Raw genomic sequence first — 23,198 nt, 5'->3', positions numbered from 1 at the left:
TTCCATTCCGGCGCCGGTTTCCAGGAAAGGCAACGGCGCCTTCAAGTACAAATCATGAACGATTCTGCATGTTTCGCAGCTTTCCGCCACCCGAAAACCGACAGCCGGCCATGTTGCCCGACCAAAAGTGGTGGTGTAAGGAGCATTTAACGATTTGCACGAACAGAGCGCGGCTTGCGAACAACAACCCACACCCTGTCGATCGGCATTCTCCTGGCTGCGGCCGGTGTCTCCGGTTGTACATCGACGACTGCCGTCAAGCCATCGCTGGCGCCCGCCACGACCACTGTGAGCGAGGCTGACGCTGGCTTTGCATTGGCGCTGCCCGAGGAAGTCTCGGTGCTGCCGGAACCCTCAGGTCTCACACCTGTTCAGTTCGCGGCACTTCCCGCTGAAGCGGCCGGCAATGCTTTTGCGGGTGCCACGCCGCAGCAGCACGCCGACAGCCCCGCCACGCTGGCGACGACGCCCGGCACCAGCGCCCGGCTTGCCAACGCCACGTCGGCGCCGGCTCAGCCGAGCGAGGCGACCGCTGTTTCCGCCACTGTCGCAGCCGACGGCAAACCGGCGACCCAGCCCGCGGACCAGAAAACCGCGCAGGCTGCCACCGTTCAGGCATCCGCCCAGCAACCACAGGCCACGACGACAAGCCAGACCGGCGCGCGCGTCAGCACGCTGTCGACCCGCATGGGCGGTGACCTGCCGACGCCGAAGGCCAAGCCGGTGATGGTTGCCTCCGCTGCCACCAGCCTGGTGTTCCCGGCGGCACCCGCCGCACCGAAAGCCACCGGATCGCTGCCCGGCGTGCAGCCCATCGCCTATTCCGGTCCGGTGCCGACCTATCTGATGTCGCCAGAACCGGAGGCCGAGAGGCCGCGCCTAGCCGGCGCCGGCCGCAACGAGGTCGAGCGGCTGATCGCCAAATACGCCGCGCTCTACGAAGTGCCGGTGGAACTGGTGCGCTCGGTGGTGAAGCGCGAGTCGACCTTCAACCCGCTGGCCTACAACAACGGCCACTGGGGCCTGATGCAGATCAAGCATGCCACCGCGCGCGGCATGGGTTATGGCGGCTCGCCCAAGGGCCTGTTCGATGCCGAGACCAATCTGAAATATGCGGTGAAATATCTGCGCGGTGCCTTCCTGGTGGCCAATGGCGATTACAAGCGCGCCGACCGCCTCTACCAGACCGGCTACTATTACGACGCCAAGCGCAAGGGCATGCTCGAGGAAACCGGGCTCGGCCGCGATCGCAAGCGCAAGCCGGCTCCCGACGCCTGAGCCGGGTGCGGCTTGAGGGAATGGGGGACAGCCGATGACGCAAGTCGAGACATCAGACGACATCGGCATCCGTTTGCGCCGCTCGCTGGCAGGTGAGCTGCCGGCCCCGGTCTGGGCCGACGGTTTCACGATGCGGCCGTTCAAGCCTGCCGACGCGCGTGCGGTGCATGCCCTGCTCACCCAGACCCTGCAGAAGGAAGAAAAGAATTTCGACCTCTGGTGGGCGCAGCAATCCGGCGATGCCGAGTACGACCCGGCTTTGTGGTTCGTGGTGAACGATGCCGACGGGCAACTGGTTGCGGTGGCGCTGTGCTGGACCAGCGACTACCTCAAATATCTCGCGGTGCATCCGAGCGCACGGCGCAACGGGCTGGCGGAAGCCTTGCTGCTGCATGTCTTTGCCGTGTTCAAGGCGCGGGGCGCCAGCAACCTCGATCTGAAGACCATGGTGGTCGAAAACGCCAATGCCATCCGCCTCTACCGGCGGCATGGCATGGTGGAGGTCGACTGGAACGGCTGAGGGACGAGCCGGCGGCCAAGTTCCGTCATTCTCGCTTCCGTGAGCAGGGCAATCGCATATGTCAGCCGGCGCGACTTGAAGCTGTGTCTGGATCGCCGCGCCTTCGTCCGCGTTCCGGAATGGATCCCCGACACTCTCCAGTCGCTTCGCTCCCTACGAGGTCGAGGATGACGGAGTTCCCTCTTCGCCTCCGTCAATCATGAAGCCATGAGCGTGGGCTCGCCAGTGAAAATTAGCGCCAGCAGCAAATGAAGCCCGTCATCCTCGACCTCGGAGCGACCGAAGGGAGCGGAGAGTGTCGGGGATCCATTCCGGAACGCAGAAAAGGATGGCGGGCCGGAGCGCGGCCATATGCGATTGACCTGCCCCCGTGAGGGGACGAAGCGACCGGAGTGTCGCAATCGACGTCGGCGCAGCGTCGACCGGCTGGCGGGGCGCGTCGAGCTGCCGCGCTTGCCTGCCGCCGTCGTCCGCCTATCCTGCGATAAACCAGAGGAGATGGCGATGGACTGGAAACTGCCAAGGCAAGGTGCCTGCCGCTGCGGGCGGGTCAAGATCGAGGTGCGCGCAGCGCCGCTGGTGACCATGGCCTGCCACTGCACCGGTTGCCAGAAGATGAGCTCTTCCGCCTATTCGCTGTCGGCCGCCATTCCGGCCGAGGGTTTTGCGGTGACCGAAGGTGAGCCGGTGGTCGGTGGCCTGCACGGCGCCGACGCGCATCACTATTTCTGCCCGCACTGCATGACGTGGATGTTCACGAAAGCCGAGGGCATGGACTGGTTCGTCAATGTGCGCCCGACGCTGCTGGAAGGGGCGGGCGACTTCGCGCCCTATATCGAGACATGGGTGAGCGAAAAGCTGCCTTTCGCCGAAACAGGCGCCGTGAAGAGCTATGAGGCTTTGCCGCCGATGGAAGACTATGAGGGGCTGATGGCGGAGTTCAGGGAGTGGAGGTGAGGGGACAGGTCAGTCCTTACTCCCTGCATGTCCCTGACGACCACCGCTCGCCAGTCCTCAAAAATACTCCTGCAACGGCCTGACCTCCAGCGAGCCGGCGCGTAGTGCGGCGATGGCTTCGGCCACCGCGCCCATGCCGGCCAGCGTGGTGTAGTAGGGCACCTTCTGCATCAGCGTGGCGCGGCGCAGCGACTTGGAGTCGGAGACCGCCTTCTGGCCGTCCGTGGTGTTGAAGACGATCTGCACCTGGCGGTTGCGAATGGCGTCCTCGATGTGCGGGCGGCCTTCCAGCACCTTGTTGATCTTCTCGGCCTCGACGCCGTTTTCCTTCAGGTAGCGCGCGGTGCCGGAGGTGGCGAGCACCTTGAAGCCCTGGCCGGCCAGGCGCTTCACCGCCGGCAGCGCGCCGGCCTTGTCCTCGTCGCGCACCGACACGAACAGCGTGCCCGAACGCGGCAAGTCGACGCCGGCGCCGAGCTGGCTCTTGGCGAAGGCCATGGCGAAGTCGCGGTCGAGACCCATCACCTCGCCGGTCGACTTCATCTCGGGCCCGAGCAGGATATCGACGCCGGGGAAGCGGGCGAAGGGGAACACGGCTTCCTTGACCGCGACATGACCGGGGCGACGTGGATCCGGCTTTTCGCCGTAATGGGCAAAGGCGCCATCCAGGCTCTCGCCGGACATGATGCGCGCCGCGATCTTGGCGATCGGCTTGCCGACGGTCTTGGCGACGAACGGCACGGTGCGCGACGCGCGCGGGTTCACTTCCAGCACATAGATGACGCCGTCCTTGATGGCGTATTGCACGTTCATCAGGCCGCCGACATTGAGCGCCCTGGCCAGCGCCGATGTCTGCCGCTCCAACTCGTCCACCAGTTCGGTCGGCAGCGAATAGACCGGCAGCGAGCAAGCGCTGTCACCCGAATGGATGCCGGCCTCCTCGATATGCTCCATGATGCCGGAGACGAAGGTGGCCTTGCCGTCGCAGAGGCAGTCGACGTCGACCTCGATGGCGCCCGACAGGTAGGTGTCGAACAGAAGCGGGTTCTTGCCAAGCAGTGTGTTGATTTGACCGGTCTTGTCGTTCGGGTACTTCTGCTTGATGTCCTCGGGGACCAGGCCTGGAACGGTGTCGAGCAGGTAGGTCTGCAGCATGCCCTCGTCATGGATGATCTGCATGGCGCGGCCGCCCAGCACGTAAGAGGGGCGCACGACCAGCGGGAAGCCGAGTTCGCCGGCCACGGTGCGGGCCTGCTCGACCGAATAGGCGATGCCGTTCTTCGGCTGCTTTAGGTCCAATTTGTGCAGCAGCTTCTGGAAGCGGTCGCGGTCCTCGGCAAGGTCGATGGCGTCGGGCGAGGTGCCGAGGATCGGGATGCCGGCCTTTTCCAGCGCATCGGCCAGCTTCAGCGGGGTCTGGCCGCCGAACTGCACGATGACGCCGTGCAGCGTGCCGGCCGCCTGCTCGGCGCGCAGGATCTCGAGCACGTCCTCGGCGGTCAGCGGCTCGAAATAAAGGCGGTCGGAGGTGTCGTAGTCGGTCGAGACTGTCTCCGGATTGCAGTTGACCATGATCGATTCATAGCCGGCCTCGCGCAGCGCATAGGCGGCGTGCACGCAGCAATAGTCGAATTCGATGCCCTGGCCGATGCGGTTGGGGCCGCCGCCGAGGATGACGACCTTCTTCCGGTCCGAAACCTTGGCTTCGTCGGCGAGGCTGCCGGCGAAAGGCGTCTCGTAGGTCGAATACATATAGGCCGTCGGCGAGGCGAATTCGGCCGCACAGGTGTCGATGCGCTTGTAGACCGGATGCACGCCAAGGCTCGCGCGGTGCTTGGCGACGGCATCGCCGTCCTGGTCGGTCAGCGATGCCAGGCGGGCATCGGAGAAGCCCATGGACTTCAGCATGCGCAGGTTGGCGGCGTCTTCCGGCAGGCCATGCTCGCGGATGCGCGCTTCCATGGCGATGATGCCGCCGATCTGCTCGAGGAACCACGGGTCGATCTTGGAGATGGCGTGCACCTCTTCCAGCGAGGTGCCCATGCGGATCGCCTGCGCCACCATGCGCAGCCGGTCCGGCGTCGGCGTGCCGAGCGCGGCGCGGATGGCGTTCTTGTCGTCGGCACCGCCGTTGCCGCCAAGGCCCGGGATCTCGATCTCGTCGAGGCCGGTGAGGCCGGTCTCCAGGCCGCGCAGGGCCTTCTGCAGCGATTCCTGGAAGGTACGGCCGATGGCCATCACTTCGCCGACCGACTTCATGGCGGTGGTCAGAACCGGCGAGGCGCCTGGGAATTTCTCGAAGGCGAAACGCGGGATCTTGGTGACGACGTAGTCGATCGACGGCTCGAAGGAAGCGGGCGTGGCGCCGCCGGTGATGTCGTTCTCCAATTCGTCCAGCGTGTAGCCGACGGCTAGTTTGGCGGCGATCTTGGCGATCGGGAAGCCGGTCGCCTTGGAGGCGAGCGCCGAGGAGCGCGACACGCGCGGGTTCATCTCGATGACGACGAGGCGGCCATCCGCAGGATTGACGGCGAACTGCACATTAGAGCCGCCGGTTTCGACGCCGATCTCGCGCAGCACCGCGATCGAGGCGTTGCGCATGATCTGGTATTCCTTGTCGGTCAAGGTCAGCGCCGGGGCCACGGTGATGGAGTCGCCGGTGTGCACGCCCATCGGGTCGATGTTCTCGATCGAGCAGACGATGATGCAGTTGTCGGCGCGATCGCGCACGACTTCCATCTCGTATTCCTTCCAGCCGAGCACCGATTCCTCGATCAGCACTTCGGTGGTGGGCGAGGCATCGAGGCCGGAGCCGACGATCTCGAAGAATTCCGTGCGGTTGTAGGCAATGCCGCCGCCGGTGCCGCCCATGGTGAAGGACGGGCGGATGATGGCCGGCAGGCCGACATGGTCGAGCGCCTGTGCGGCGATCGCCATGGCATGGTTGATGTAGCGCTGCTTGCGGTCGCCTTCGCCGAGGTTCCACTGCGTTTCCAGCGCATCGAGCGCGGCGTCGAGATTGTCCGCACCCGAGGCCTTCAGCGCGGCGCGCTCGGCTTCGTGCTTCTTGCGGTCCTCGTCCTTGACGGCCGACGCGTTGGCCAGCATCGAACGTGGCGTCTCCAGGCCGATCTTGGCCATGGCCTCGCGAAACAGCGAACGGTCCTCGGCCTTGTCGATGGCATGCGCGTCGGCGCCGATCATCTCGACGTTGTAGCGGTCGAGCACGCCCATGCGGCGCAGCGAGAGGGCGGTGTTGAGCGCGGTCTGGCCGCCCATGGTGGGCAGCAGCGCATCCGGCCGCTCCTTGGCGATGATCTTGGCCACCACTTCCGGCGTGATCGGCTCGATATAGGTGGCGTCGGCCAGCTCCGGATCGGTCATGATCGTGGCCGGGTTGGAGTTGACCAGGATGACGCGGTAGCCTTCCTGCCTCAGCGCCTTGCACGCCTGGGTGCCGGAGTAATCGAACTCGCAGGCCTGGCCGATGACGATGGGACCGGCGCCGATGATCAGGATGGACTTGATGTCGGTGCGTCTTGGCATGGTCTCGGTCCGTTCATTCAGCCTGCGCGGAAGACCCGGGGCGGGGGATTCTCCGGTCCGCGTGTCGACGCGTCGCAGAGGCCCGGCCGGGGTGCGCAGCATGGATTCTTGTATCAGGCTAGGCGGGCCTTATAGGGGAGAGTTTTCGCCGATGTAACCCCGAAAATGCACCATAGCGTTGCCGTTTGCACGATACCGGCTCGTGCCGCCGGACAACTGCCTGCTGTGGGTAACTTCGTGATGTGGTTGCAACAAATTCATCGTTGCACGTAGAAGGAGTTTTGGTGGCTTCGGCGGGGCTGTCGTTCCATGAGGAAATCTGTTCATGCGCATGTTGATGGCTTCCGCGGCCCTCTTTCTCGGCCTTACCACAACGCTTGCTCAAGCTGCGTCCGATGCGTTCCACGTCGCCTATAATGTCGAGCGGGCCGATGCCTCGAAACTCAGCATCGACACATGCGCTGAGATCGCCCAGCGGGAAGCCGGCGATTATGGATATGTGCATTCGGTGGACCGTACGCCGGGCCAGTTGATCGTGGTGTCCGGTGGACCAGCCGAAGGCGGAGCATCCTTCCTGGTCTATTGCATCGCGGTGGACAACAAGACTGCCTATGTCGTGCAAGGCATCGACTATCGCCGGCAAAAGAGCGATGCGGGCAAGCTTGCGGATCGAGTCCACAAGGCATTGCTCGAGGCCGGCAAATAAGACGCTGACAAGCGAAGGCGGCAGCGGACCCCGTCATGTCAGTATGGAGGTCCAAGTCTACTCCACGTCACGGTGGCCTGTGTTAGTCTCCTTGCAACGAGGAGGCCCATGTCATGCGCGTGTCCGTCATCGTCACCATTCCCGCCAAGGCGTTCGTGCGGGAGAGAAGCCATCTCGCCTTTTCCAGGGAACGTTACGACCCGATCGCGGCACCGACCAAGAAGGGCGGGCTGCTGGTCGATCCCGCCTTCCCGCCGTTGCCGATCGCAGCGCGCACGCCGGCCAAGGTCAGGCTCGCGGCATCACATATCGAGAAGGCGCCGGTGTTTGCCGTGCGCGGCACGATCGAGGCCAGCCGCATCGACGATGTGCGCTCCTCCGGCCGTGGCGTGCAGATCTTCGCCGATCCGCAGATCGGCATGTTCAAGGATCCCTATTGCGGGGTCGAGGCCGTCGGCACGCATGCGGATGTTGCTCGGCTGCTCAAGCTCGACCAGCTCAAGGACAAGGGGCTGCAAGGCAAGGATGTCGCGCTCGCGGTCATGGATACCGGCATCAACGTGAAGCATCTGAAGGCGCAGGGGCTGGTACCGAAGCTGGACAGGAAGATCTCCTGGGCGCCGTCCAACATCAGGAACACGCCGGGGGACTATGCGGTCGACCATGGCACGATGTGCGCGTATGACGCGCTGATCGCCGCACCGTCCTGCAGCCTGCTCGATTTCCCCATCCTGCAATCGGAGACGCCGGGCGGCAGCGTGATGGCCGGTTTCCTGAGCGATGCCCTGCTGGCCTTCTCCTATCTGCACCAGCAGTTCACGGGTCCTGACTGGAAATACAAGGCGCTGGTCATCAACAACAGCTGGGGCATGTATCATCCGAGCTGGGATTTCCCGCCCGGCCATCCCGGCCGCTATGCCGACAACCCGAACCATCCGTTCAACATCATGGTCGGGACCATCGCCAGGGCAGGGGCCGATGTGCTGTTCGCTGCCGGCAATTGCGGCGCGGATTGTCCGAGCGGGCGCTGCCAGGGCGTGACGCGCCATTCGATCAGCGGCGCCAATGCGCATCCCGATGTGCTTACCCTTGCTGCTTGCGATACCGACGGCGTGCGTCTTGGCTATTCCAGCCAGGGGCCGGCCATCTCCGGCATGGCGCGCGAAAAACCCGATCTCACGAGCTACAGTCATTTCCTGGGGTCACAGGCCTTCGGCGAAGGTTCCCCGGATACCGGCACGTCGACGGCGAGCCCCGTCGCGGCAGGCTGTGTTGCGGCGATCCGCAGCGGTTTGCCGAGTAGCAAAGTCTCGCCGCGCGACCTATTTGATCGTATAAAGGCCGAGGCACAGAAGAAGGCTTGGCCGAAGTCCGGATGGAACAATGACTACGGCGCCGGGATCATCGATCCATTGCCGGTAGCCGAGCATTTCGGGCTGTAGATCAGCACTGGAGCGCGATCTGAAACGCAGGCTAGTCGGAAGTTACGGCTTTTCGGACAAGGATCGTGCGGCAAGCGGAAAGATAGAGCGGATATGTCCCGCGACATGGTGCTCATGACCATTGCCTGTCCCGAAGGTACGCCCGGTCTCGACCGTGCGGCCGAGTTGCTTGGCGTGCCGACTGCCGAGATGGACAGGAGTTTCGGAGTGGTCGTCCTGGATCCGCAGAAGGGGCTCTATGCCGTCCAGGTTCACGAGACCGCCATCAAGGAGCGGCCGACAGCGGACACCGGCGGGCAGGTGAAAGGCCCGTTCTCCAACCCGCGCATCGAGCCGTTCGGGCCGACACGGAAGTAGGCCGGGTTTCCGATTGGCGGTTTGACGCTCTCTGTGCCGCTGCGAATAGGCTCAAGCCCTACTTCCCGCCTCCGCTCTTCAAGCCCTCCAGTTCCTGCTTTGCCTCGCTGAAATGCGGCATGAGGCGCAGCGCTTTTTCCAGGTCTGCCCTGGCCTTGGCGGTTTCGCCCTTCTGCCGGTAGGCCATTCCGCGACGATAGAAGACCTCGGCATCGTCGGGGCGCAGCTTTGCTGCTTCATCGTAGTCGGCAATCGCCATATCGAGCCGGTCCTTCGATGCGTGTATCACGCCGCGGTTGAGGCGAGCCTTGAACTGTTTCGGATTGAGCTCGAGTGCCTTGTCCAGATCGGCGATCGCCTTGTCTGCCTGGCCGACCAGGAACAGCACCAACGCGCGGCCGTTATAGCTGTCGGCATTGTTGGGATCGAGAAAGATCGCCTTGTCCATGTCGGCGAGACCGCGGTCGAACTGCTTCAGCGCCGCATAAGTTGCGCCGCGACCACCGAAGGCGAAAGCGGAACTCGGGTCGATCTCGATTGCCTTGTCGAAATCGGCGAGTGCGGCTTCATAGCGACCGGAAAAGGTGTAAGCGTTGCCTCGCGCGGCATAGACATTGGCGTGGTTCTTCACCCGCTGGTTGCCGGTCAATTCGATGGCCCGGCTGTAGTCGGCGATGGCTTCATCGTGGCGTTCGAGCTGCGCATAGGCTTTGCCACGGGTGTAGAATGCCTGGATGTTTCGCGGATCGAGATCCACAGCCTTGCTGAGATCGGCAATCGCCTTGTCAGGCTGGTTTGTCCTGAACCACGCATCGCCTCGTCCTTCGTAGAACACCGCATTGTTCGGGGCGAGCTTTATGGCCTTGTCGTAGTCCGGCAGGGCCTTGTCGAATTGCCCTTGCTGGGCATAGGCCATGGCGCGGTTGCCTATGGCGTCGGGGTCATCGGGGTTGATCTTGAGCGCCTTGTCCAGGTCGGCAAAGGCAAGATCATATCTGCCGCTCAGCGTATAGGCAGCGGCACGGCCGCTATAGGCGCCGGCATAGCCGAGCTCGATCGAACGGCTGTAGTCGGTAATCGCCTTGTCGAATTCCTCCGTGCGCAGATAGACGGTGGCGCGGTTGTTGTAGGTTTCGGCGCGACGCGGCATCAATCGGATCGCTTCGCTGAAATCGGTGATCGCTTTCTTGTACTCGCCCTTGCGGAACCAGATCGAAGCGCGGTTGTGGCGCGCGACGACATCGTTCGGGTCGAGGCGGAGATACATGTCCTCCTGCTCGAGCTGCTTGTCGAGGTCGGGTTGAGCCTGCTGTGCCGCGGCGGCGGATGCAAAGAGCGCCAGCGCCAGGAGCGCCAGGCTTGGCCGTCTCATTGTCGCGACCTCCCACCGATCGGCGAACACTCCCCACGCATTCGACAGCAGGCACCCGGAGGCCCGCAAAATCAAGCCGAAAGCGGCCCTGACGATGACCTAGTACATTGCGGATGAGGAGCGCCGCCGGTCGAAGCGCTCCTCGCGGGGCCGGGCCGTGTTGCCGGCCCGGAAGGTCAGACGGACCTCAGGTCAGGTTCTTGCGGCGTTCCAGTTCGGCTTCGGATGGCTCGCCCAGCGAGAAATCGCCTGTTTTGACGTCGCCGGCCGGCACATAGTTGGCCACGATCACGCCGCTCGGGTAGGACTTTGCCTTCACCAGTTTCAAGCCGGTCGGGGCGACGCCGTCGCCGAACAGTTTCTTGCCCTTGCCAAGCAGGACCGGGAAGGTCAGAACACTGAGCTCATCGACCAGGCCGTGCTTCCACAAGGTCTGCAGGAAATCGCCGGAGCCCTGCACCAGCAGATCCGGACCGTCTTCGCTCTTGAGTTTCCTCAACGCGGCGACGACGTCCGTGCCGAGCAACTGGCTCTTCTGCCAGGCGAGCTTCGGGGTCGAGCGCGAGGCCACGTATTTGGTGATGCTGTTGAAGCTGTCCGCGATCGCCTGATCCGGGCCGTCCTTTATGAAGGGCCAGTGCGCGGCGAAAATGTCGTAGGTCTTGCGGCCGAGCAACAGATCGTAAGGCCGGCCGAAGATCTCGCCCAGTGCTTCGCCGAGCGCTTCGTCGAAATGCGACGCGACCCAGCCGCCGAATTTGAAGCCGCCGGTCGGATCTTCCTGCGGACCGCCCGGCGCCTGCATGACGCCGTCGAGGCTGACGAAGGTGGCGACGATGATCTTTCTCATGATGGTCTCCCGTGTTCTCGGCCAATTCCGAAGTCTGCCCTAGGACGGGCGGGCCAGCGAGGTTCCGACACGGAGGAGGAGAAAAATCGCCGGCGAACGACAGAGGCTGAAGGCCGTCCGGTGAAACGGGCGCCGGACGGCATGCTCGCACAGCCTATTGGTCGGCGAGTTTGACCAGCATCTTGCCGGTGTTGTCGCCGCTGAACAGGCCAAGGAATGCCTTCGGCGCATTGTCGAGGCCGTCATAGACGGTGTCGCGCGACTTGACCTTGCCGTCTTTCAGCCAGCCGATCATCGCCGCAGAGAATTCCGGATAGAGATCATAGTGGTCGAGGACGATGAAGCCGCGCACCGACAGCCGCTTGATGATGATGGCGGAGAGGTGGTGCATGGTCTCGGCGGGCTGCTCGTCGTTGTAACCCGCGATCATGCCGCAAATGACGATGCGGGCGGAATCCTTGGCGGCAGCCAGCGCCGCATCCAGATGCTTGCCGCCAACATTGTCGAAATAGACGTCGATGCCTTCGGGGGCTGCCTTGCGCAATGCGGCGGTCAGGTCCTTGGCCGTCTTGTAGTTGATGACCTCGTCGGCGCCGAGTTCGCGTACCCAGGCAACCTTCTCGTCGCTGCCTGCCGAAGCAATGACACGGGCGCCCTTGGCCTTGGCGATCTGGACAGCCATCGAACCGACCGCGCCGGCGGCGGCCGAGATGAATACGGTTTCTCCTGATTTCAGCGCGCCGAAACGTTCAAGGCCGACAAAGGCGGTGAAACCGGGGACGCCGAGCGGCCCGAGCCAGGCTTCGGCAGGCGCCGCGGCAAGGTCGATCTTGGTGGCGGTCTGGGCGTCGATAAGGGCATGGTCGCGCCAGCCGGAGAAATGGCTCACCACGTCGCCTTTGACGAAACCGTCGCTTCGCGAGTCCTCGACCACGCCGACGGCCGCGCCTTCAAGCGGTTCGCCGACCTGGAAGGGCGCGATGTAGCTTGGCTGATCGCGCATGCGGCCGCGCATGTAAGGGTCGACCGACATCCACAGTGTGCGGACGAGCAGCTGGCCGTTGCCGATGGCGGGTAGGGAACGTGTGGCCGAACGGAACGTATCAAGGGTGGGTGCGCCGGTGGGACGGCTGTTCAACAGAATTTCCTGGGCTACAACAGACATCGAGTGCCTCCTATATTACGATCAGTAAGCTACTACAGGTAACTTACGATTGGTAACATATGCGGTCGGACATGCCGTTCAAGCGGGCTGCGAAAAGAATTCGGTGCAGGACATGAACCAGGGTGTGACGAAGAGGCTGGCCAAGGCCGACCGTCGCCAGCAATTGCTGGAGACGGCGCGCCATGTCATCGGCAAGGAAGGCACCGAGGCGCTGACGTTAGGCCATCTGGCCGAGCGCGCCGGGGTCTCCAAGCCGATCGCCTACGAGCACTTTGGTACGCGCGCGGGCCTGTTGATCGCGCTGTGCGACGAATACAACGACCGGCAGCTCGCTGCGCAGGCAAGTGTGCTGGAAGCCGGCGGGGACACGGTGGAAGCCGTCTCGCGTATCTTTGCCTCGACCTATGTCGGCTGTGTGCTCGACATGGGGCCGGAAATGGGCTCGACCTTTGCCGCGCTTGCCGCGACCGAGGAGACGGCGGCGTTCCGCCAGGCGCTGCGCGACGGCTATGTCGAGCGTTACCGTCGTGCCTTCGGCCGTCTGATCGATCTGGACCCGGTCGCTGCGAACGCGCTCTACAAGGGCCTCCTGGGCGCGGCCGAGGCGCTTGCACAAGATGCGGCTGCGGGGCGCTTGACACGCGAGGAGGCCGTGGCCGCACTGACACGCATCTTTTCGATGACTCTGAAGCCTTACGAGCGGAAGTAGGCAAGATCATCGTCCCATATCGCGCCAGGCACGGCTCGGCTCAAGGCTACATCAAACGTGATTGCACCAGCGCTTGCGACTGCTGGACAAGCGCCTATGCCAAGCTCATGCTTCGAGCACGCGTAGCGCGGAGGACAGGCCGGCCGTAATCCAACAGGAGGCCAGCCATGAAACATCAAACCATCGACCAGCTTAAACAGGTCGCGCAAATAGATGCTGCCCATCACCACGACATGTCGAGGGCGGAGCGCCTGACCCGCTGGGCGGAGCTTCTCGAGATGGAGCCGCATCGCCGTCTCGCCACCTTGCATCAGACCGAATACCAGGCACTCAGCGTGCGCAGCACCATGCGCTGCGCCGGTTCGCCGATTTCGGTCGCATACGACGATCCTGTCCTGCGCGAGCAGGGACTGGCCGACGATACCTATGGCGAGGCGAAGCGGTTCTTCGAGCTCACCGATGCCCAGTTGCACGGCGCGCTCTGCTACTGCCACTATGGCGCGACCGTGCGGGCTGCCACCGCCGCCCGAAACGTCCGTGCCGCGATCAAGCCGGGGCTCTTCACGCGGCTGCAGGAATTCTTCGCCCGTTAGGCAGGCGGGGCGCGTGACAGGCCGGCCAGGCAAGCGCTGAAAGACCGTCGCGGGCGGGTTCGTCGAAATCGACCCCGCCTGTGGACATGCCCGTTCAAAACAGTCCACTGGCTCTGCCGCTGGCAATTGTGAGTTGCCCGGTAGCATCCTGGCGGTTAGCGTCCCGCTCCCAGAAGGAGCGAGCAATGGATTATCGAACAGCGACCCCCGCCGATCTTGCCGAGATCTTTCGCAACCTCTCCCTGCGTATGGCCGACCAGTACACCGCTGCCGGGCTGAACATCGAGGATGCGAAGGACGAATTCCTGATGAGCTTGAAGGAAGGCCGGGCCCATACCTTGCTGGATGACGGAAATCCCGTCGCCATCATCGCCTGGCGGGAAGTCGGTGACGCCGCGCAGACCGCCTTCGCGGCCCATGAAAGCTTCTTCTCGCGTGGGAGCGTTCGATTCTGCAAGGCGCATATCCGGCGCATCCAGGAGCTTTGCGGCAACCTGCCGATCGATTCGTTCAGTTGGTCCGACCGACCAGAGATCGCCAAATGGTTCCGGATCCTGGGTTTCCGCGAAAAGGGCAGGGAGAATGGCTACACGGTCTATGAGCTGGACCGGGCCTAAGCCGGCAACCTCACGAACTCTGATGCGGGTTCTTCATTTGTGACGACGGCAAACCAGTTCTCGCCCGTTTCTCATAGTGGAATGAAGTCTCACTTGAGGAGCCCTTACAAATGGCGAACCCGAAATTCGACCGTCCCGTACCCATTCGCATCGACGACCCTCGTGATGTGCAAAGTGCGCGGGACGCCTATGACATCCTGACCCACTGGCAGGGCATCCCCGACCTTGACCATACCGGCGCCATCGCGGTCTGCCGCAAGGCCTTCAAAGGCCAGCGCAGCGGCAAGGAGGCGCGGCTGGCCTTCCAGCGATTTGCCCTGAACAACGGCATCCTGGCCGAGGATGGAACCGCGACAGCCTTATCTTCGCGCAGGTCTCGCCTGCGCTGACGATGCAGCCTGGTGCATCGGCCCGTTCTCGATCTCCGATTTTCGGGAACTTTCGGACCGCTCGGCCGGTTTTTCCAGCAAGGAGAAACAGCGATGTCCGGCAGCGTTGCCCATCATGAAAGTAGAGGCGAACGTGCAGCCAAGCGCGCGGCCAAGTCTAAGAAGAAACAGCCTTCCCAAACTCCGCGTCTACCAAGGGAACCACGCGAAGCGTTTGCCGCGAACCCACCCGGTGACGTGAGCGCAAGCAGCACAAAACAGCGAGGTGAGGCGGAGGACCGTCGATGATCGAACTGACGGAAATGGAGCAGCGCTTCCTGAAGCGCGTGCACAAGGTCACTCATTTTCCATGGAAAAATAAGGTCAAAGCCGTGGATGCCAGCGGCAAGGCGATGCGGCTGTCGCGCGCGACGTTCGAACGGCTGCGGGATGACGGCATTCTCATCCGCTCCTCCAGCGATATCACCTCCAACACCTACAAACCGATCAATGCGCCGGTCACCCCGGAAGTGGGAGAGGTGCTGTCGGACGCCTGACCGCCACTGAACGAAAAGCACGATCCAGACAGGCTGCTTCGACCGCAACTTTTTGGAACTGGGCCGTTTCCTTGCCGTTCTCCTTTTCTACAAGGGGAACACGATGATGTCTGTGAAGCTCTACTGGACGATCTACACCGCCTGCCTGGTGGTCGGCATGGGCGCTGCGACGATGATGGTCGTCTCCTGGTAGTCGGTTCGCCGCGCCCGCTGTTTGGGAGTTCGATCCATGGATCATATCCGGCGCGGCCACTGTTTTTGTGGTGCCATCGAAGCAGAGATGAGCGGTGAGCCGTTCTGGATCTGCTACGACCACGACGACGATTGCCGGCGGGCCATCGGTGGCCCGCTCACCATCTGGATCGGTTTCCGGCCAGCGCAGGTCAAATTGACCAAGGGCGAACCCAAGACCTTTTCCAGGACCCAGGGCGTTGTCCGCTGCTTCTGCGGCGAATGCGGCACTTCCATAGGTTATCGCGACGAAGGCCTGCCGAACGAACTCTATCTCAGCATCGGTTTCATGGACGCCCCGGAGACCTTTTCTCCGGTCGCCCATGCCTATTGGGAGCTGAGGCTGCCCTTTATCGCGATCGAGGATAGTCTTCCCAGGATCGACACGTATTCAAGGCCGCGCGATCCGGATTTCGGCAATCCGAAAGACCGGTGACGGGCCCGGTTCACAGTTTCAGCGAATGCGCGCCAAGGGGGCTGTGCGCTTGCGGTGGCGCAACCAGAGCAGCCCGATATTGACTGCAAATCCCCCCGCAAGTCCGGCAAGCCAGATGCCTGTGACGATCCTGGCCAGAGCCTGCGCGGCGTCGTCGCCGCTGTAGCGGTATTCCTGCCAAATCCAGAAGCAGGAAATGATGAACGCCAAAACGGCCACGGCTAGCAAGCTCGTCAACCAGTTCCGCATAGCCAGCGTGCCGACAAACGGGATGAGAAGGATCACGATTCCCGCTATCCAGAACATTGGTTCCATGACCCGCCTCCGTGACCTTCCCATCCCGGCCCCCGCCAACGGTACTCATGCCGGGAACACGGCCCACGCCCGCCAGGGCATGTTTTGTCTACAGCAGGACGTGAAGGGTGGATGTGAACCGCTTCACGGTCGATGGGATTACCTGCGCGCCCTGTTTCGCCGGCGTCTCGGACGCTGCGCGCCGATCTGGAGCGTTTCCGTTTTTACGGAAACACGGAAATGCTCTAGCTACTTGTTTCTACGCAATTCCGGACGGAAAGCCGCTGCACGTTTTTGCCGGAAACTGCTCTAACGGTCGGGGCAGGTCTCGGGCAGGTCGTCGAGCCCTTGCTGCGCAGTCTGGAACGTCGCGGTGGTGTCACTCTCGTTACGGGTGAGCCGCACGACATAGATGCCGTCGAAATCGTCGCCCTTCCATTTGGGCACGGTATCGGGATCGCCGTCATGGTCCTTCATCAACTTGCGCGCCAGCTTGACCAGTTCCTTGTGCTCCCAGGCAACGACGACCAGTGCGTTTGCATAGGCCTTGTCTTCGAGCTCATCCTGGAGCTTCGAAATATCTTCGACGCCAATGCCGACATTGAGAGGCAACCCGAACGCGACCGCCATCGGCTCGACCGTGGCAAGCGGCCTGACATAGTCATATGCCGTGCCCTGATCGGTTTTCTTGTCGGCCGGATTGGGCGCGAAAATAGCGGCGGGAATGCCGAAGCGGGCCTTGATCACGGCAGGTAGCCGCAACGACCTGTTGAGACCCTGGCAATTGAGCTGTCCGAGCCCTTGCGCCGGCTTTTCGCCATGGCGGATCAACACGATGGTCTCGACGCTTTCGGTCGCAACGGCCGTGCTCATCGGGAGCAAGAGCGTGGACAAGAGCGCAGGAATAGCGAGACGAGCGGTTTGTGATCGCGTCATGTTCCCAACGTTGCTGGTGCGGTCCGATAGGTGGACAAGGGTATGATTACGACCGCCGGGCATTGGCAACGCGTGCTTCGCGTGCCTGCTGCAGAACGTAGAAGGCAAGCAGGATCGCCGCGTCAAGCTCGAAGACCTCTTCCATCGCCGACAGGGCGGGCGAAGAGGAGGCGGAAATGTCGATGACCTGTGCCAGGCCGATAAAGGCAAAATGCGCAAAAAGCAGTGTGTGGGTCGAGAGACGTTTCGGATCGCCCCTGAAACCTCTCAGGACTTGCATCGCCACAAAAGCCACCAGCGCGACGGAGGCCGCAAGCATCAGTCCCACCAGCAGCCAGGCGAGGAGCGGGTTCAGGTCACGCATCAGGCGAAAGACGACAATCAGCAGATCATGGAAGCCGTCCAGCTGCCCGCCACCATAAAGCGGCGGCGGCTGGAAGCCGAACAGGCGCGAACCGAAGCTGGTTTCGTCCATCAGCTCGGCAAAGCCGATCAGGCCCGCCAGAAGAAGCGGCAGCCGCAGTCCCCAGGTGGCGATTGAAATGCCGGCCTCGATGGCTGCCACAGCGAAGAAGACGGCGGTGGCCATTTCGACGATGCCGTCTTCCTGCAAAAGCAACGGCCGAAAATCCGGCGCCCAAACGGCGACGAAAGCCGCGAAAGCGGTCGTCGCGCCAACGACCAGGAATGCAGTAAGCAAAAGCCCGAACTGATCCATCCCACGGGCAAGATCGACGGTTGTGGGATGTCCGCCATGAAGACCTGTCGCCACGGTTCCTCTCCTGTCGCAAAACAGTCACGAAATCGTCACGTAGATCCGGTTTCGGGCAAAGGAGGGGCGGGATTGTGAGCAGCTGAGCACATCGTGAGGCAGCTTGTAATACAGCCGTGTTTCGGCTCAGCCTGCGTGGAGGACCCGAAAGCCGTCCGGCTCCGTCGCATTCCGTTCAACGACCTGGATTGGCGCCCAGACCCATTGCCACACGCTGATGCCTGGTGTGCGGGTGAAACGGATTTGTCCGCGGGTACCTTTCACTGTGATGCACGACCAGGCTTCGGCGATGCGATCCCGATCGACACCACAGGAACGCAGCATCTCCGCGAGGACGGCGATAGTGTCGTAACCCTCGAAGGCGACAAAGGAAGGCATTGCCGCCAGCCGCCGGCGAAGAGCCACGTCAACGCGCGCACCGAGGGGGCTCAGACGCTCGGGCAGGTAGCGCAGGAACGGGATCGCGGCGCTGTCCTGGCCCAGCAATGTCGCAAATTCGGCAAATTCCGGCTGCCCCGCCGGCGCGCCGATCATGATTTCGGCGAGGCGCCGGTCGCGGCGGACGGCCTCGACAAGGGACACTGCCGGTTCGGGGTAGCCGACCAGAAGAAGCAGGGCCGTGGCGCGGTTGTCGACGAGTTCGTCGCATACCGCTGAGGGGGCGAGCGAACGCGCGTCGAGTTCGATGACGGTGCCGCTATGTCGACCGAGATGGTCGCGCAGAATACGGGCTCCGGAGGCCCAGTAGACACTCTGATCGACTGCCAATGCAATTCGGCTGTGACCTGCGCCAAGCAAGTAGTCGGCAAAGACTTGCCAGCCGCGGGACTGCGCCGGGGCGAGGCGGGCGACCCATTGCGTCGGCTGCTCGGTGAGCGCGTCGAGAACCGCGGATGAGCAGAGGAACGGCAGGCCGAGGGCATCCGCCCTGGCAGCGGCGGCGCGAGCGACGACGCTGTGATACTCTCCAGCCAGGGCACATACGCCCAGGTTCGCCAGCTCGTCCACTGCCGCCGCGGCCCTTCGGGGATCGGCCGCGGTATCCCGGATTACCAGCTCAAGTGGTCTTCCGACGATTCCGCCGGCTTCATTGACGTCGTCGACGGCCAACTCGATCCCGGCAAGCAAGTGCCGGCCCGCCTCGACCCAGCCAGGCTGGGTCAGCGGGACCAGAGCGCCGATCCGAACGGGTGATCTGTCAGCCGTGTTCATGTGCTGGTCTTACGAAAGCGGGAATGGCGTGGACAGGGACAGTGCAATACGAATCCGACAATCTGTATTGTTGCGGAGGCCAGTACAGTGGTGCGTGAACCATACGGCTCCACCGGCCGGTTCGACGGGATGAAATGCGTAAGCCATAGTCGAGTATTTCAGGTCCCGGTCGCGCCCAACGACCCCTCCCTTGATTTTCAAGCGAAGTTGCCTTCCGTTGTTTTGGCAATGGTTGGAACGGGAGCGCAAAATGGTCGCCGACTACATCGACCAGTTCATCATGTTCTGTGTTGGGCTCTGGATGTCCGGGATCGGATTCGGGCTGCTTGCGTTTCCGATTCAGGCCAATCCCGGGCAGCCGGCGTGGTGGAGCCATCTTATCAAGCATTTCAAGTGGATGGGTCCACTTCTTATCATAATCGCCATCGTCCTGGCTGTTGCCAAATAGCACATTCAGGCCGGCTGCCCTCAACCAGGAAGAGCAGCATACTGCGTGGTTTGAGGCAGGCATGCCCGTCTCTCGTCCTGCTGGACAAATTCCGGCTTGTTCGTATTGTCGCGACATGGGTGGAGCAGGCATTTCAATCGAGCTGAGCGACAAGGAAAAGCGCTTTCTCAAGCGTGTCGCGACCATCACCTATTTTCCCTGGTCGAACAAAGTCGCCGCTGCCGATTCCAGGGGCAAATCGATGCGGATTTCCCGCGCCACCTTCGAGCGGTTCAAGGAAGAGCGCATCATCATTCGCACCGGCAGCGGCCTGACTTCGAACTCCTATTCGGTCAATCCGTTCCCGATCGCCCCTGAGGTGGAAGAGATAAACGTTTCTTCCCGATAGCTGATCTCGCCGCAAGCTGATGTGCAGCGTGCCTCTTTGTCCGGGCCAGATCCCGTGACATGGTACTTTCCGGCGGGCACAGCAACGGAGACCGATCATGAGACTGCTTGCCATCGCTGTTGCCGGCCTGCTCTCCACATGGGCCGCGCAGGCCGAGGACATGCAGTTTCCCGACGCGTCCGAAACGCCTGAGGAACTGATCACGCTCTGGAAGGAGAGCAATTCAACCTGCCGCGGTGCCCCCGGTGGAGATGTCAAGGTCGCGGCGGCATGCCTTTCGCGATCGGTCTATGGTGCGGCGCTAAACGAGCGGAACTGGTGTCTTGGCAAGAAGGATCAGGCGAGCGCCGAAATGACCTGGCACAAATGCGGAGCGGATTCGCTGCGGTTCCCTCCGTTCATAATTCCCGAGCAATAGTGGTCCAAACAACGGTGAGATGAGTAAATCTCACCGGTACAGCCAGCTAAACTCCTTTGACGTGGAGATTTCACCGGACCGACAATTCCCCGGCGTTATGCCAACGCAAGAGGGAGTTGCGATGCTTACGAGACGCGAATTGCTGGTCACGGCGACATCGGCGCTGACAGTCAGCGCAATGGGCGGAAGAGCCTTCGCGGAGCCGGATGAGGCGCTTGTCGCGCGGGCCCGCGAAGAGGGTAGCATCACCTGGTATACGGGCATCGTGGTCAATCAGCTGGTACGGCCAGTGGCGGCTGGATTCAAGCAGCGCTACGGCATCGATGTGCGGTTTACCTCGGTCACCGAGGCAGAGACCGTGCTGCGCATGCGAAGTGAGGCGAATGCCGGCCAAAACCTGGCCGACCTGTTCGACTCATCAGGCGCCGTCTTTCCGCCCTTGCTGGCCTCCGGCCTTGTCGGTCAGTTCCGGCCGTCCAATGCCGCGTCGTTCTCGCCAGATATGAAGGACAAGGACGGCTACTACACTGCCATCTATTCGATCTATCTGACCACCGGCTACAACACCGATCTTGTCAGCGAGGACGAAGCGCCCAAGAGCTATGAGGACCTGCTCGATCCGAAATGGGAAGGCAGGATGGCCTGGGCCGATACGCCCGCGTTATCAGGCCCAGCCGGTTTCATCGCCAATGTGTTGAACGTCATGGGCGACGAAAAGGGCATGGAATATCTGAAGAAGCTCTCGAAGCAGAGGATCGTCAACGTTGCCGGCAACCAGCGCGTGGTTCTGGATAACGTCATTGCCGGTCAGTATCCGATCGGGCTGATGATCTATAATCACCAGACCTATATCAGCCAGGCGAAGGGAGCTCCGGTCAAGGCCGCGAGAACCGAACCGTTCGTGGGGCATCTTGGAGCCATCTTCCTTGCCAAGAACGCGCCGCATCCGAATGCAGCCAGGCTGTTCATCGAATATCTGTGCTCGCAAGAAGGGCAAGAACTGGTTCGCGAGGCGGGTTATCCGCCCGCCGATCCGCGCGTTCCACCCAAGGAGCCGGGAACCAGCCCTGTTACCGCAGACTTCAAATACAGGATGCTGACGCCTGCGGATGCGGGTGAGCCGCTGAAGAAATGGGTCGGCATCTACAACGAGCTGTTCAAGGCGTAGCCGCCTTTAGATGCCTTCTCGAAACGCCTTGCAAAATAGTTTCACGGGTCGCGAAGGTGAGACGAAAGGCGTTTTTCACGCCATTTCGACCGATTCCTCTATCTTGGGGATTGCTGCGAATTCGACGCCGGCAACGATGCTGTCGAGCAGGCCGGGGAAGCGTTGGTCGAGGTCCTCGCGGCGCAGCGTGAGGAAGCGCTGGGTGCCGACCACTTCGGTTCGGGTGACCCCCGCCTCGCGCAGCTTGGCAAGGTGGTAGCTGAGATTGGTCTTTGATCCCAGCGCCAGGAATTGACTGCAGTTCATCCGTCCCTTGCCGCCTTCGCGATGGGCGAGGTGGGCGACGATGGCCAGCCTGGTCGGGTCGCCAAGCACGGAGAGCACCAGCGGCAGGCTGATCTGATCGGTGGTCGGGTGCGGCAGGGTCATAGACACGCGCTCAATAGGGGACATGCGCTCAAGGTAGGGCCGTTTTCGGCCTGGTTCAATGCGCCGGCAAACCGTGCGCTTCGACGGTCCACTGACATGAGGCTGGCAGGAACCTTGTGCCATGGAATTGAAAAACAGCCAACCCTTGTTCAAATATTCAATGTTTTTTGAACAAAGCCTCGTCGCGGGCGATTGACAAATCGCCAAAGCAAGTTCAATTGTTCAATAATCTTTGAACTAAGGATTTCCCATGGACAAGCGCCTCTATTGGCTTGCGCTCGGTTCGTTCACCATCTCGACCGAGGGTTTCGTCATTTCCGCCCTGCTGCCGGAGATTGCGGCTGATGCCGGCATCTCAGTGCCGGTGGCGGGTGTGCTGATCACCGCCTTTGCGCTGGCCTATGCGGTTGGCGCGCCGGTTCTGGCGACACTGACCGGCGATTGGGACCGTCGTCGCATCATCCTGTGGACGCTGGCATTCTTCGTGTTCGGCAATGTCGTGGCCGGGCTTTCGTCTTCCTTCGCAGTGTTGCTTGCCGCGCGCATCGTGATGGCTCTGGCGTCAGGGCTGTTCGCCGCAACGGCACAGGCAACGGCGGTGTCGCTGGTCGACGCCCATCACCGCGCCCGTGCGATTTCCGTCGTGGTCGGCGGCACCACCGTCGCGGTGGCGGTCGGCGCGCCGCTCGGCGCGCTTTTGGGAACCTTCGCCGGCTGGCGCGGCACCTTCTTCGCGGTGGCGGCGCTCGGCGCGCTGGCGGGACTGGTGTTGGCCTGGCGCCTGCCACGTGGGCTGATCGGTACGCGATTGCCGCTTCGGGAACGATTGCGGGCAGCGTTGCGTCCCGGCGTGCTGCCGATCCTCGTCCAGACCCTGCTGATCCTGACCGGCGCTTTCACGGTCTTCTCCTACATTGCGCCACTGGCGATCGAAGGGGCCGGTCTGAGTGAGATCGCCCTGCCTGGTTTGCTGCTTGCCTTCGGCGTCGGCGCCGTCGCCGGCAACATCACCGGCGGCCAGATGGCGGACCGCTTCGGCGCGACGCGTACCGTCGCGTGGTCGTTCGGGCTGGTCACCATCGTTCTGGCGTTGATCTCGGCGGTGCCTTTGCTGCCGCATCCGTTCGCAGGGCCTGTGCTGTTCGTGTTGGTCGCTGCCTGGGGCCTGATCGGCTGGGCTTTCCCGCCGGCGCAGGCCAGCCGCATCGTCAAACTGGCACCGGATGCTGCTCCCATCGTGCTCTCGCTCAACGCGTCGGCGCTCTATCTCGGTGTGGCGCTGGGCGCGGTCGTTGGCGGTCTGGTTCTGCAATATGGCGGCACGGCCGATCTCGGTATCGCGGCGGCCCTGTTTCCTATCGCCGGCCTTGGCGTGCTGCTGCTCAGCCAGCGCGCCGCACGGCCGGTGGCCATGCCAGCCGAATAGGGG

General features: G+C 62.7%; 26 protein-coding genes. 17 read left to right on the top strand and 9 right to left on the bottom strand.

Annotation, left to right across the window (positions count from 1 at the left end; translation table 11 throughout):
* Window positions 1-174 precede the first annotated feature (174 nt).
* From AO692_RS14355 to AO692_RS14345, 3 genes are all read left to right on the top strand, one after another.
* The gene (locus AO692_RS14355; protein WP_054310728.1) at window positions 175-1,278 is read left to right on the top strand and encodes a transglycosylase SLT domain-containing protein; all 1,104 of its coding nucleotides are present in this window, start codon (window positions 175-177) and stop codon (window positions 1,276-1,278) included.
* Window positions 1,279-1,312: 34 nt separating this feature from the next.
* Window positions 1,313-1,798, top strand: a complete 486-nt coding sequence (locus tag AO692_RS14350; RefSeq protein WP_054310727.1) for a GNAT family N-acetyltransferase — start codon at window positions 1,313-1,315, stop codon at window positions 1,796-1,798.
* A gap of 504 nt (window positions 1,799-2,302) precedes the next feature.
* Window positions 2,303-2,755: a GFA family protein gene (locus AO692_RS14345; protein WP_054310726.1), complete on the top strand. Its 453-nt coding sequence runs from the start codon at window positions 2,303-2,305 to the stop codon at window positions 2,753-2,755.
* A gap of 57 nt (window positions 2,756-2,812) precedes the next feature.
* Here AO692_RS14345 and carB read toward each other — a convergent pair whose 3' ends face one another.
* Window positions 2,813-6,301 (bottom strand): carbamoyl-phosphate synthase large subunit, encoded by a 3,489-nt coding sequence (carB, locus tag AO692_RS14340; protein WP_054310755.1) that lies wholly within the window; start codon window positions 6,299-6,301, stop codon window positions 2,813-2,815.
* A 325-nt stretch (window positions 6,302-6,626) separates the two neighbouring features.
* Here carB and AO692_RS14335 point away from each other — a divergent pair, with 325 nt between their 5' ends.
* The 3 genes from AO692_RS14335 (at window position 6,627) to AO692_RS14325 (ending at window position 8,806) form a co-directional block, all read left to right on the top strand.
* A complete protein-coding gene (locus AO692_RS14335) occupies window positions 6,627-7,007 on the top strand; it encodes a DUF6180 family protein (protein WP_054310725.1) in 381 nt (126 codons plus the stop codon).
* A 113-nt stretch (window positions 7,008-7,120) separates the two neighbouring features.
* A complete protein-coding gene (locus tag AO692_RS14330) occupies window positions 7,121-8,449 on the top strand; it encodes a S8/S53 family peptidase (protein ID WP_054310724.1) in 1,329 nt (442 codons plus the stop codon).
* Window positions 8,450-8,542: 93 nt separating this feature from the next.
* The gene (locus tag AO692_RS14325) at window positions 8,543-8,806 is read left to right on the top strand and encodes a hypothetical protein (RefSeq protein WP_054310723.1); all 264 of its coding nucleotides are present in this window, start codon (window positions 8,543-8,545) and stop codon (window positions 8,804-8,806) included.
* Window positions 8,807-8,864: 58 nt separating this feature from the next.
* Here the strand turns inward: AO692_RS14325 and AO692_RS14320 are convergent, their stop codons facing one another.
* From AO692_RS14320 to AO692_RS14310, 3 genes are all read right to left on the bottom strand, one after another.
* Window positions 8,865-10,178 (bottom strand): tetratricopeptide repeat protein, encoded by a 1,314-nt coding sequence (locus tag AO692_RS14320; RefSeq protein WP_054310722.1) that lies wholly within the window; start codon window positions 10,176-10,178, stop codon window positions 8,865-8,867.
* A 187-nt stretch (window positions 10,179-10,365) separates the two neighbouring features.
* Window positions 10,366-11,028 (bottom strand): dihydrofolate reductase family protein, encoded by a 663-nt coding sequence (locus AO692_RS14315; protein WP_054310721.1) that lies wholly within the window; start codon window positions 11,026-11,028, stop codon window positions 10,366-10,368.
* A 154-nt stretch (window positions 11,029-11,182) separates the two neighbouring features.
* Window positions 11,183-12,193: an NADP-dependent oxidoreductase gene (locus tag AO692_RS14310; RefSeq protein WP_054310720.1), complete on the bottom strand. Its 1,011-nt coding sequence runs from the start codon at window positions 12,191-12,193 to the stop codon at window positions 11,183-11,185.
* Window positions 12,194-12,305: 112 nt separating this feature from the next.
* Here AO692_RS14310 and AO692_RS14305 point away from each other — a divergent pair, with 112 nt between their 5' ends.
* From AO692_RS14305 to AO692_RS14280, 6 genes are all read left to right on the top strand, one after another.
* Entirely contained in the window at window positions 12,306-12,902 is a 597-nt protein-coding gene (locus AO692_RS14305) for a TetR/AcrR family transcriptional regulator (RefSeq protein WP_054310754.1), read from the top strand.
* 167 nt (window positions 12,903-13,069) lie between these two features.
* Window positions 13,070-13,495 carry a hypothetical protein gene (locus AO692_RS14300; protein ID WP_054310719.1) on the top strand — a complete coding sequence of 142 codons (426 nt, stop codon included), beginning with the start codon at window positions 13,070-13,072 and terminating at the stop codon, window positions 13,493-13,495.
* 185 nt (window positions 13,496-13,680) lie between these two features.
* On the top strand, window positions 13,681-14,112 hold the full coding sequence (locus tag AO692_RS14295; RefSeq protein WP_054310718.1) for a hypothetical protein: 432 nt from the start codon (window positions 13,681-13,683) through the stop codon (window positions 14,110-14,112).
* 110 nt (window positions 14,113-14,222) lie between these two features.
* Entirely contained in the window at window positions 14,223-14,501 is a 279-nt protein-coding gene (locus AO692_RS14290; protein ID WP_054310717.1) for a DUF982 domain-containing protein, read from the top strand.
* 284 nt (window positions 14,502-14,785) lie between these two features.
* Window positions 14,786-15,037 (top strand): hypothetical protein, encoded by a 252-nt coding sequence (locus AO692_RS14285; protein ID WP_054310716.1) that lies wholly within the window; start codon window positions 14,786-14,788, stop codon window positions 15,035-15,037.
* Between the two features lie 229 nt (window positions 15,038-15,266).
* Window positions 15,267-15,704, top strand: coding sequence for a GFA family protein (locus tag AO692_RS14280; protein WP_054310715.1), 438 nt, complete (start codon window positions 15,267-15,269; stop codon window positions 15,702-15,704).
* Window positions 15,705-15,722: 18 nt separating this feature from the next.
* Here the strand turns inward: AO692_RS14280 and AO692_RS14275 are convergent, their stop codons facing one another.
* The 4 genes from AO692_RS14275 to AO692_RS14260 form a co-directional block, all read right to left on the bottom strand.
* Window positions 15,723-16,019 carry a hypothetical protein gene (locus tag AO692_RS14275; protein ID WP_054310714.1) on the bottom strand — a complete coding sequence of 99 codons (297 nt, stop codon included), beginning with the start codon at window positions 16,017-16,019 and terminating at the stop codon, window positions 15,723-15,725.
* 288 nt (window positions 16,020-16,307) lie between these two features.
* Window positions 16,308-16,871, bottom strand: coding sequence for a hypothetical protein (locus AO692_RS14270; RefSeq protein WP_244483363.1), 564 nt, complete (start codon window positions 16,869-16,871; stop codon window positions 16,308-16,310).
* A 109-nt stretch (window positions 16,872-16,980) separates the two neighbouring features.
* Window positions 16,981-17,706 (bottom strand): hypothetical protein, encoded by a 726-nt coding sequence (locus tag AO692_RS14265; RefSeq protein ID WP_054310712.1) that lies wholly within the window; start codon window positions 17,704-17,706, stop codon window positions 16,981-16,983.
* 126 nt (window positions 17,707-17,832) lie between these two features.
* Window positions 17,833-18,918 (bottom strand): ABC transporter substrate-binding protein, encoded by a 1,086-nt coding sequence (locus tag AO692_RS14260; RefSeq protein ID WP_054310711.1) that lies wholly within the window; start codon window positions 18,916-18,918, stop codon window positions 17,833-17,835.
* Window positions 18,919-19,168: 250 nt separating this feature from the next.
* On the opposite strand from AO692_RS14260, the gene AO692_RS14255 reads away from it, so the two are divergent.
* The 4 genes from AO692_RS14255 (at window position 19,169) to AO692_RS14240 (ending at window position 21,340) form a co-directional block, all read left to right on the top strand.
* Window positions 19,169-19,366 carry a hypothetical protein gene (locus tag AO692_RS14255; protein WP_054310710.1) on the top strand — a complete coding sequence of 66 codons (198 nt, stop codon included), beginning with the start codon at window positions 19,169-19,171 and terminating at the stop codon, window positions 19,364-19,366.
* A 115-nt stretch (window positions 19,367-19,481) separates the two neighbouring features.
* Window positions 19,482-19,754 carry a hypothetical protein gene (locus tag AO692_RS14250; RefSeq protein ID WP_054310709.1) on the top strand — a complete coding sequence of 91 codons (273 nt, stop codon included), beginning with the start codon at window positions 19,482-19,484 and terminating at the stop codon, window positions 19,752-19,754.
* Between the two features lie 97 nt (window positions 19,755-19,851).
* A complete protein-coding gene (locus tag AO692_RS14245; protein ID WP_054310708.1) occupies window positions 19,852-20,172 on the top strand; it encodes a hypothetical protein in 321 nt (106 codons plus the stop codon).
* A gap of 121 nt (window positions 20,173-20,293) precedes the next feature.
* Window positions 20,294-21,340, top strand: a complete 1,047-nt coding sequence (locus tag AO692_RS14240; RefSeq protein ID WP_161808071.1) for an extracellular solute-binding protein — start codon at window positions 20,294-20,296, stop codon at window positions 21,338-21,340.
* A 75-nt stretch (window positions 21,341-21,415) separates the two neighbouring features.
* On the opposite strand, the gene AO692_RS14235 is transcribed toward AO692_RS14240, so the two are convergent.
* The gene (locus tag AO692_RS14235) at window positions 21,416-21,769 is read right to left on the bottom strand and encodes a helix-turn-helix domain-containing protein (RefSeq protein WP_054310706.1); all 354 of its coding nucleotides are present in this window, start codon (window positions 21,767-21,769) and stop codon (window positions 21,416-21,418) included.
* A 250-nt stretch (window positions 21,770-22,019) separates the two neighbouring features.
* Between AO692_RS14235 and AO692_RS14230 the strand changes: the two genes are divergently transcribed.
* Window positions 22,020-23,195 carry an MFS transporter gene (locus AO692_RS14230; RefSeq protein ID WP_054310705.1) on the top strand — a complete coding sequence of 392 codons (1,176 nt, stop codon included), beginning with the start codon at window positions 22,020-22,022 and terminating at the stop codon, window positions 23,193-23,195.
* Window positions 23,196-23,198 lie beyond the last annotated feature (3 nt).

The sequence above is a fragment of the Mesorhizobium sp. 1M-11 genome, from assembly GCF_001303895.1.
Taxonomy (GTDB): domain Bacteria; phylum Pseudomonadota; class Alphaproteobacteria; order Rhizobiales; family Rhizobiaceae; genus Mesorhizobium.
Note: the sequence above shows the minus strand (reverse complement) of the source record. Positions and strands in the feature narration are given on the sequence as shown.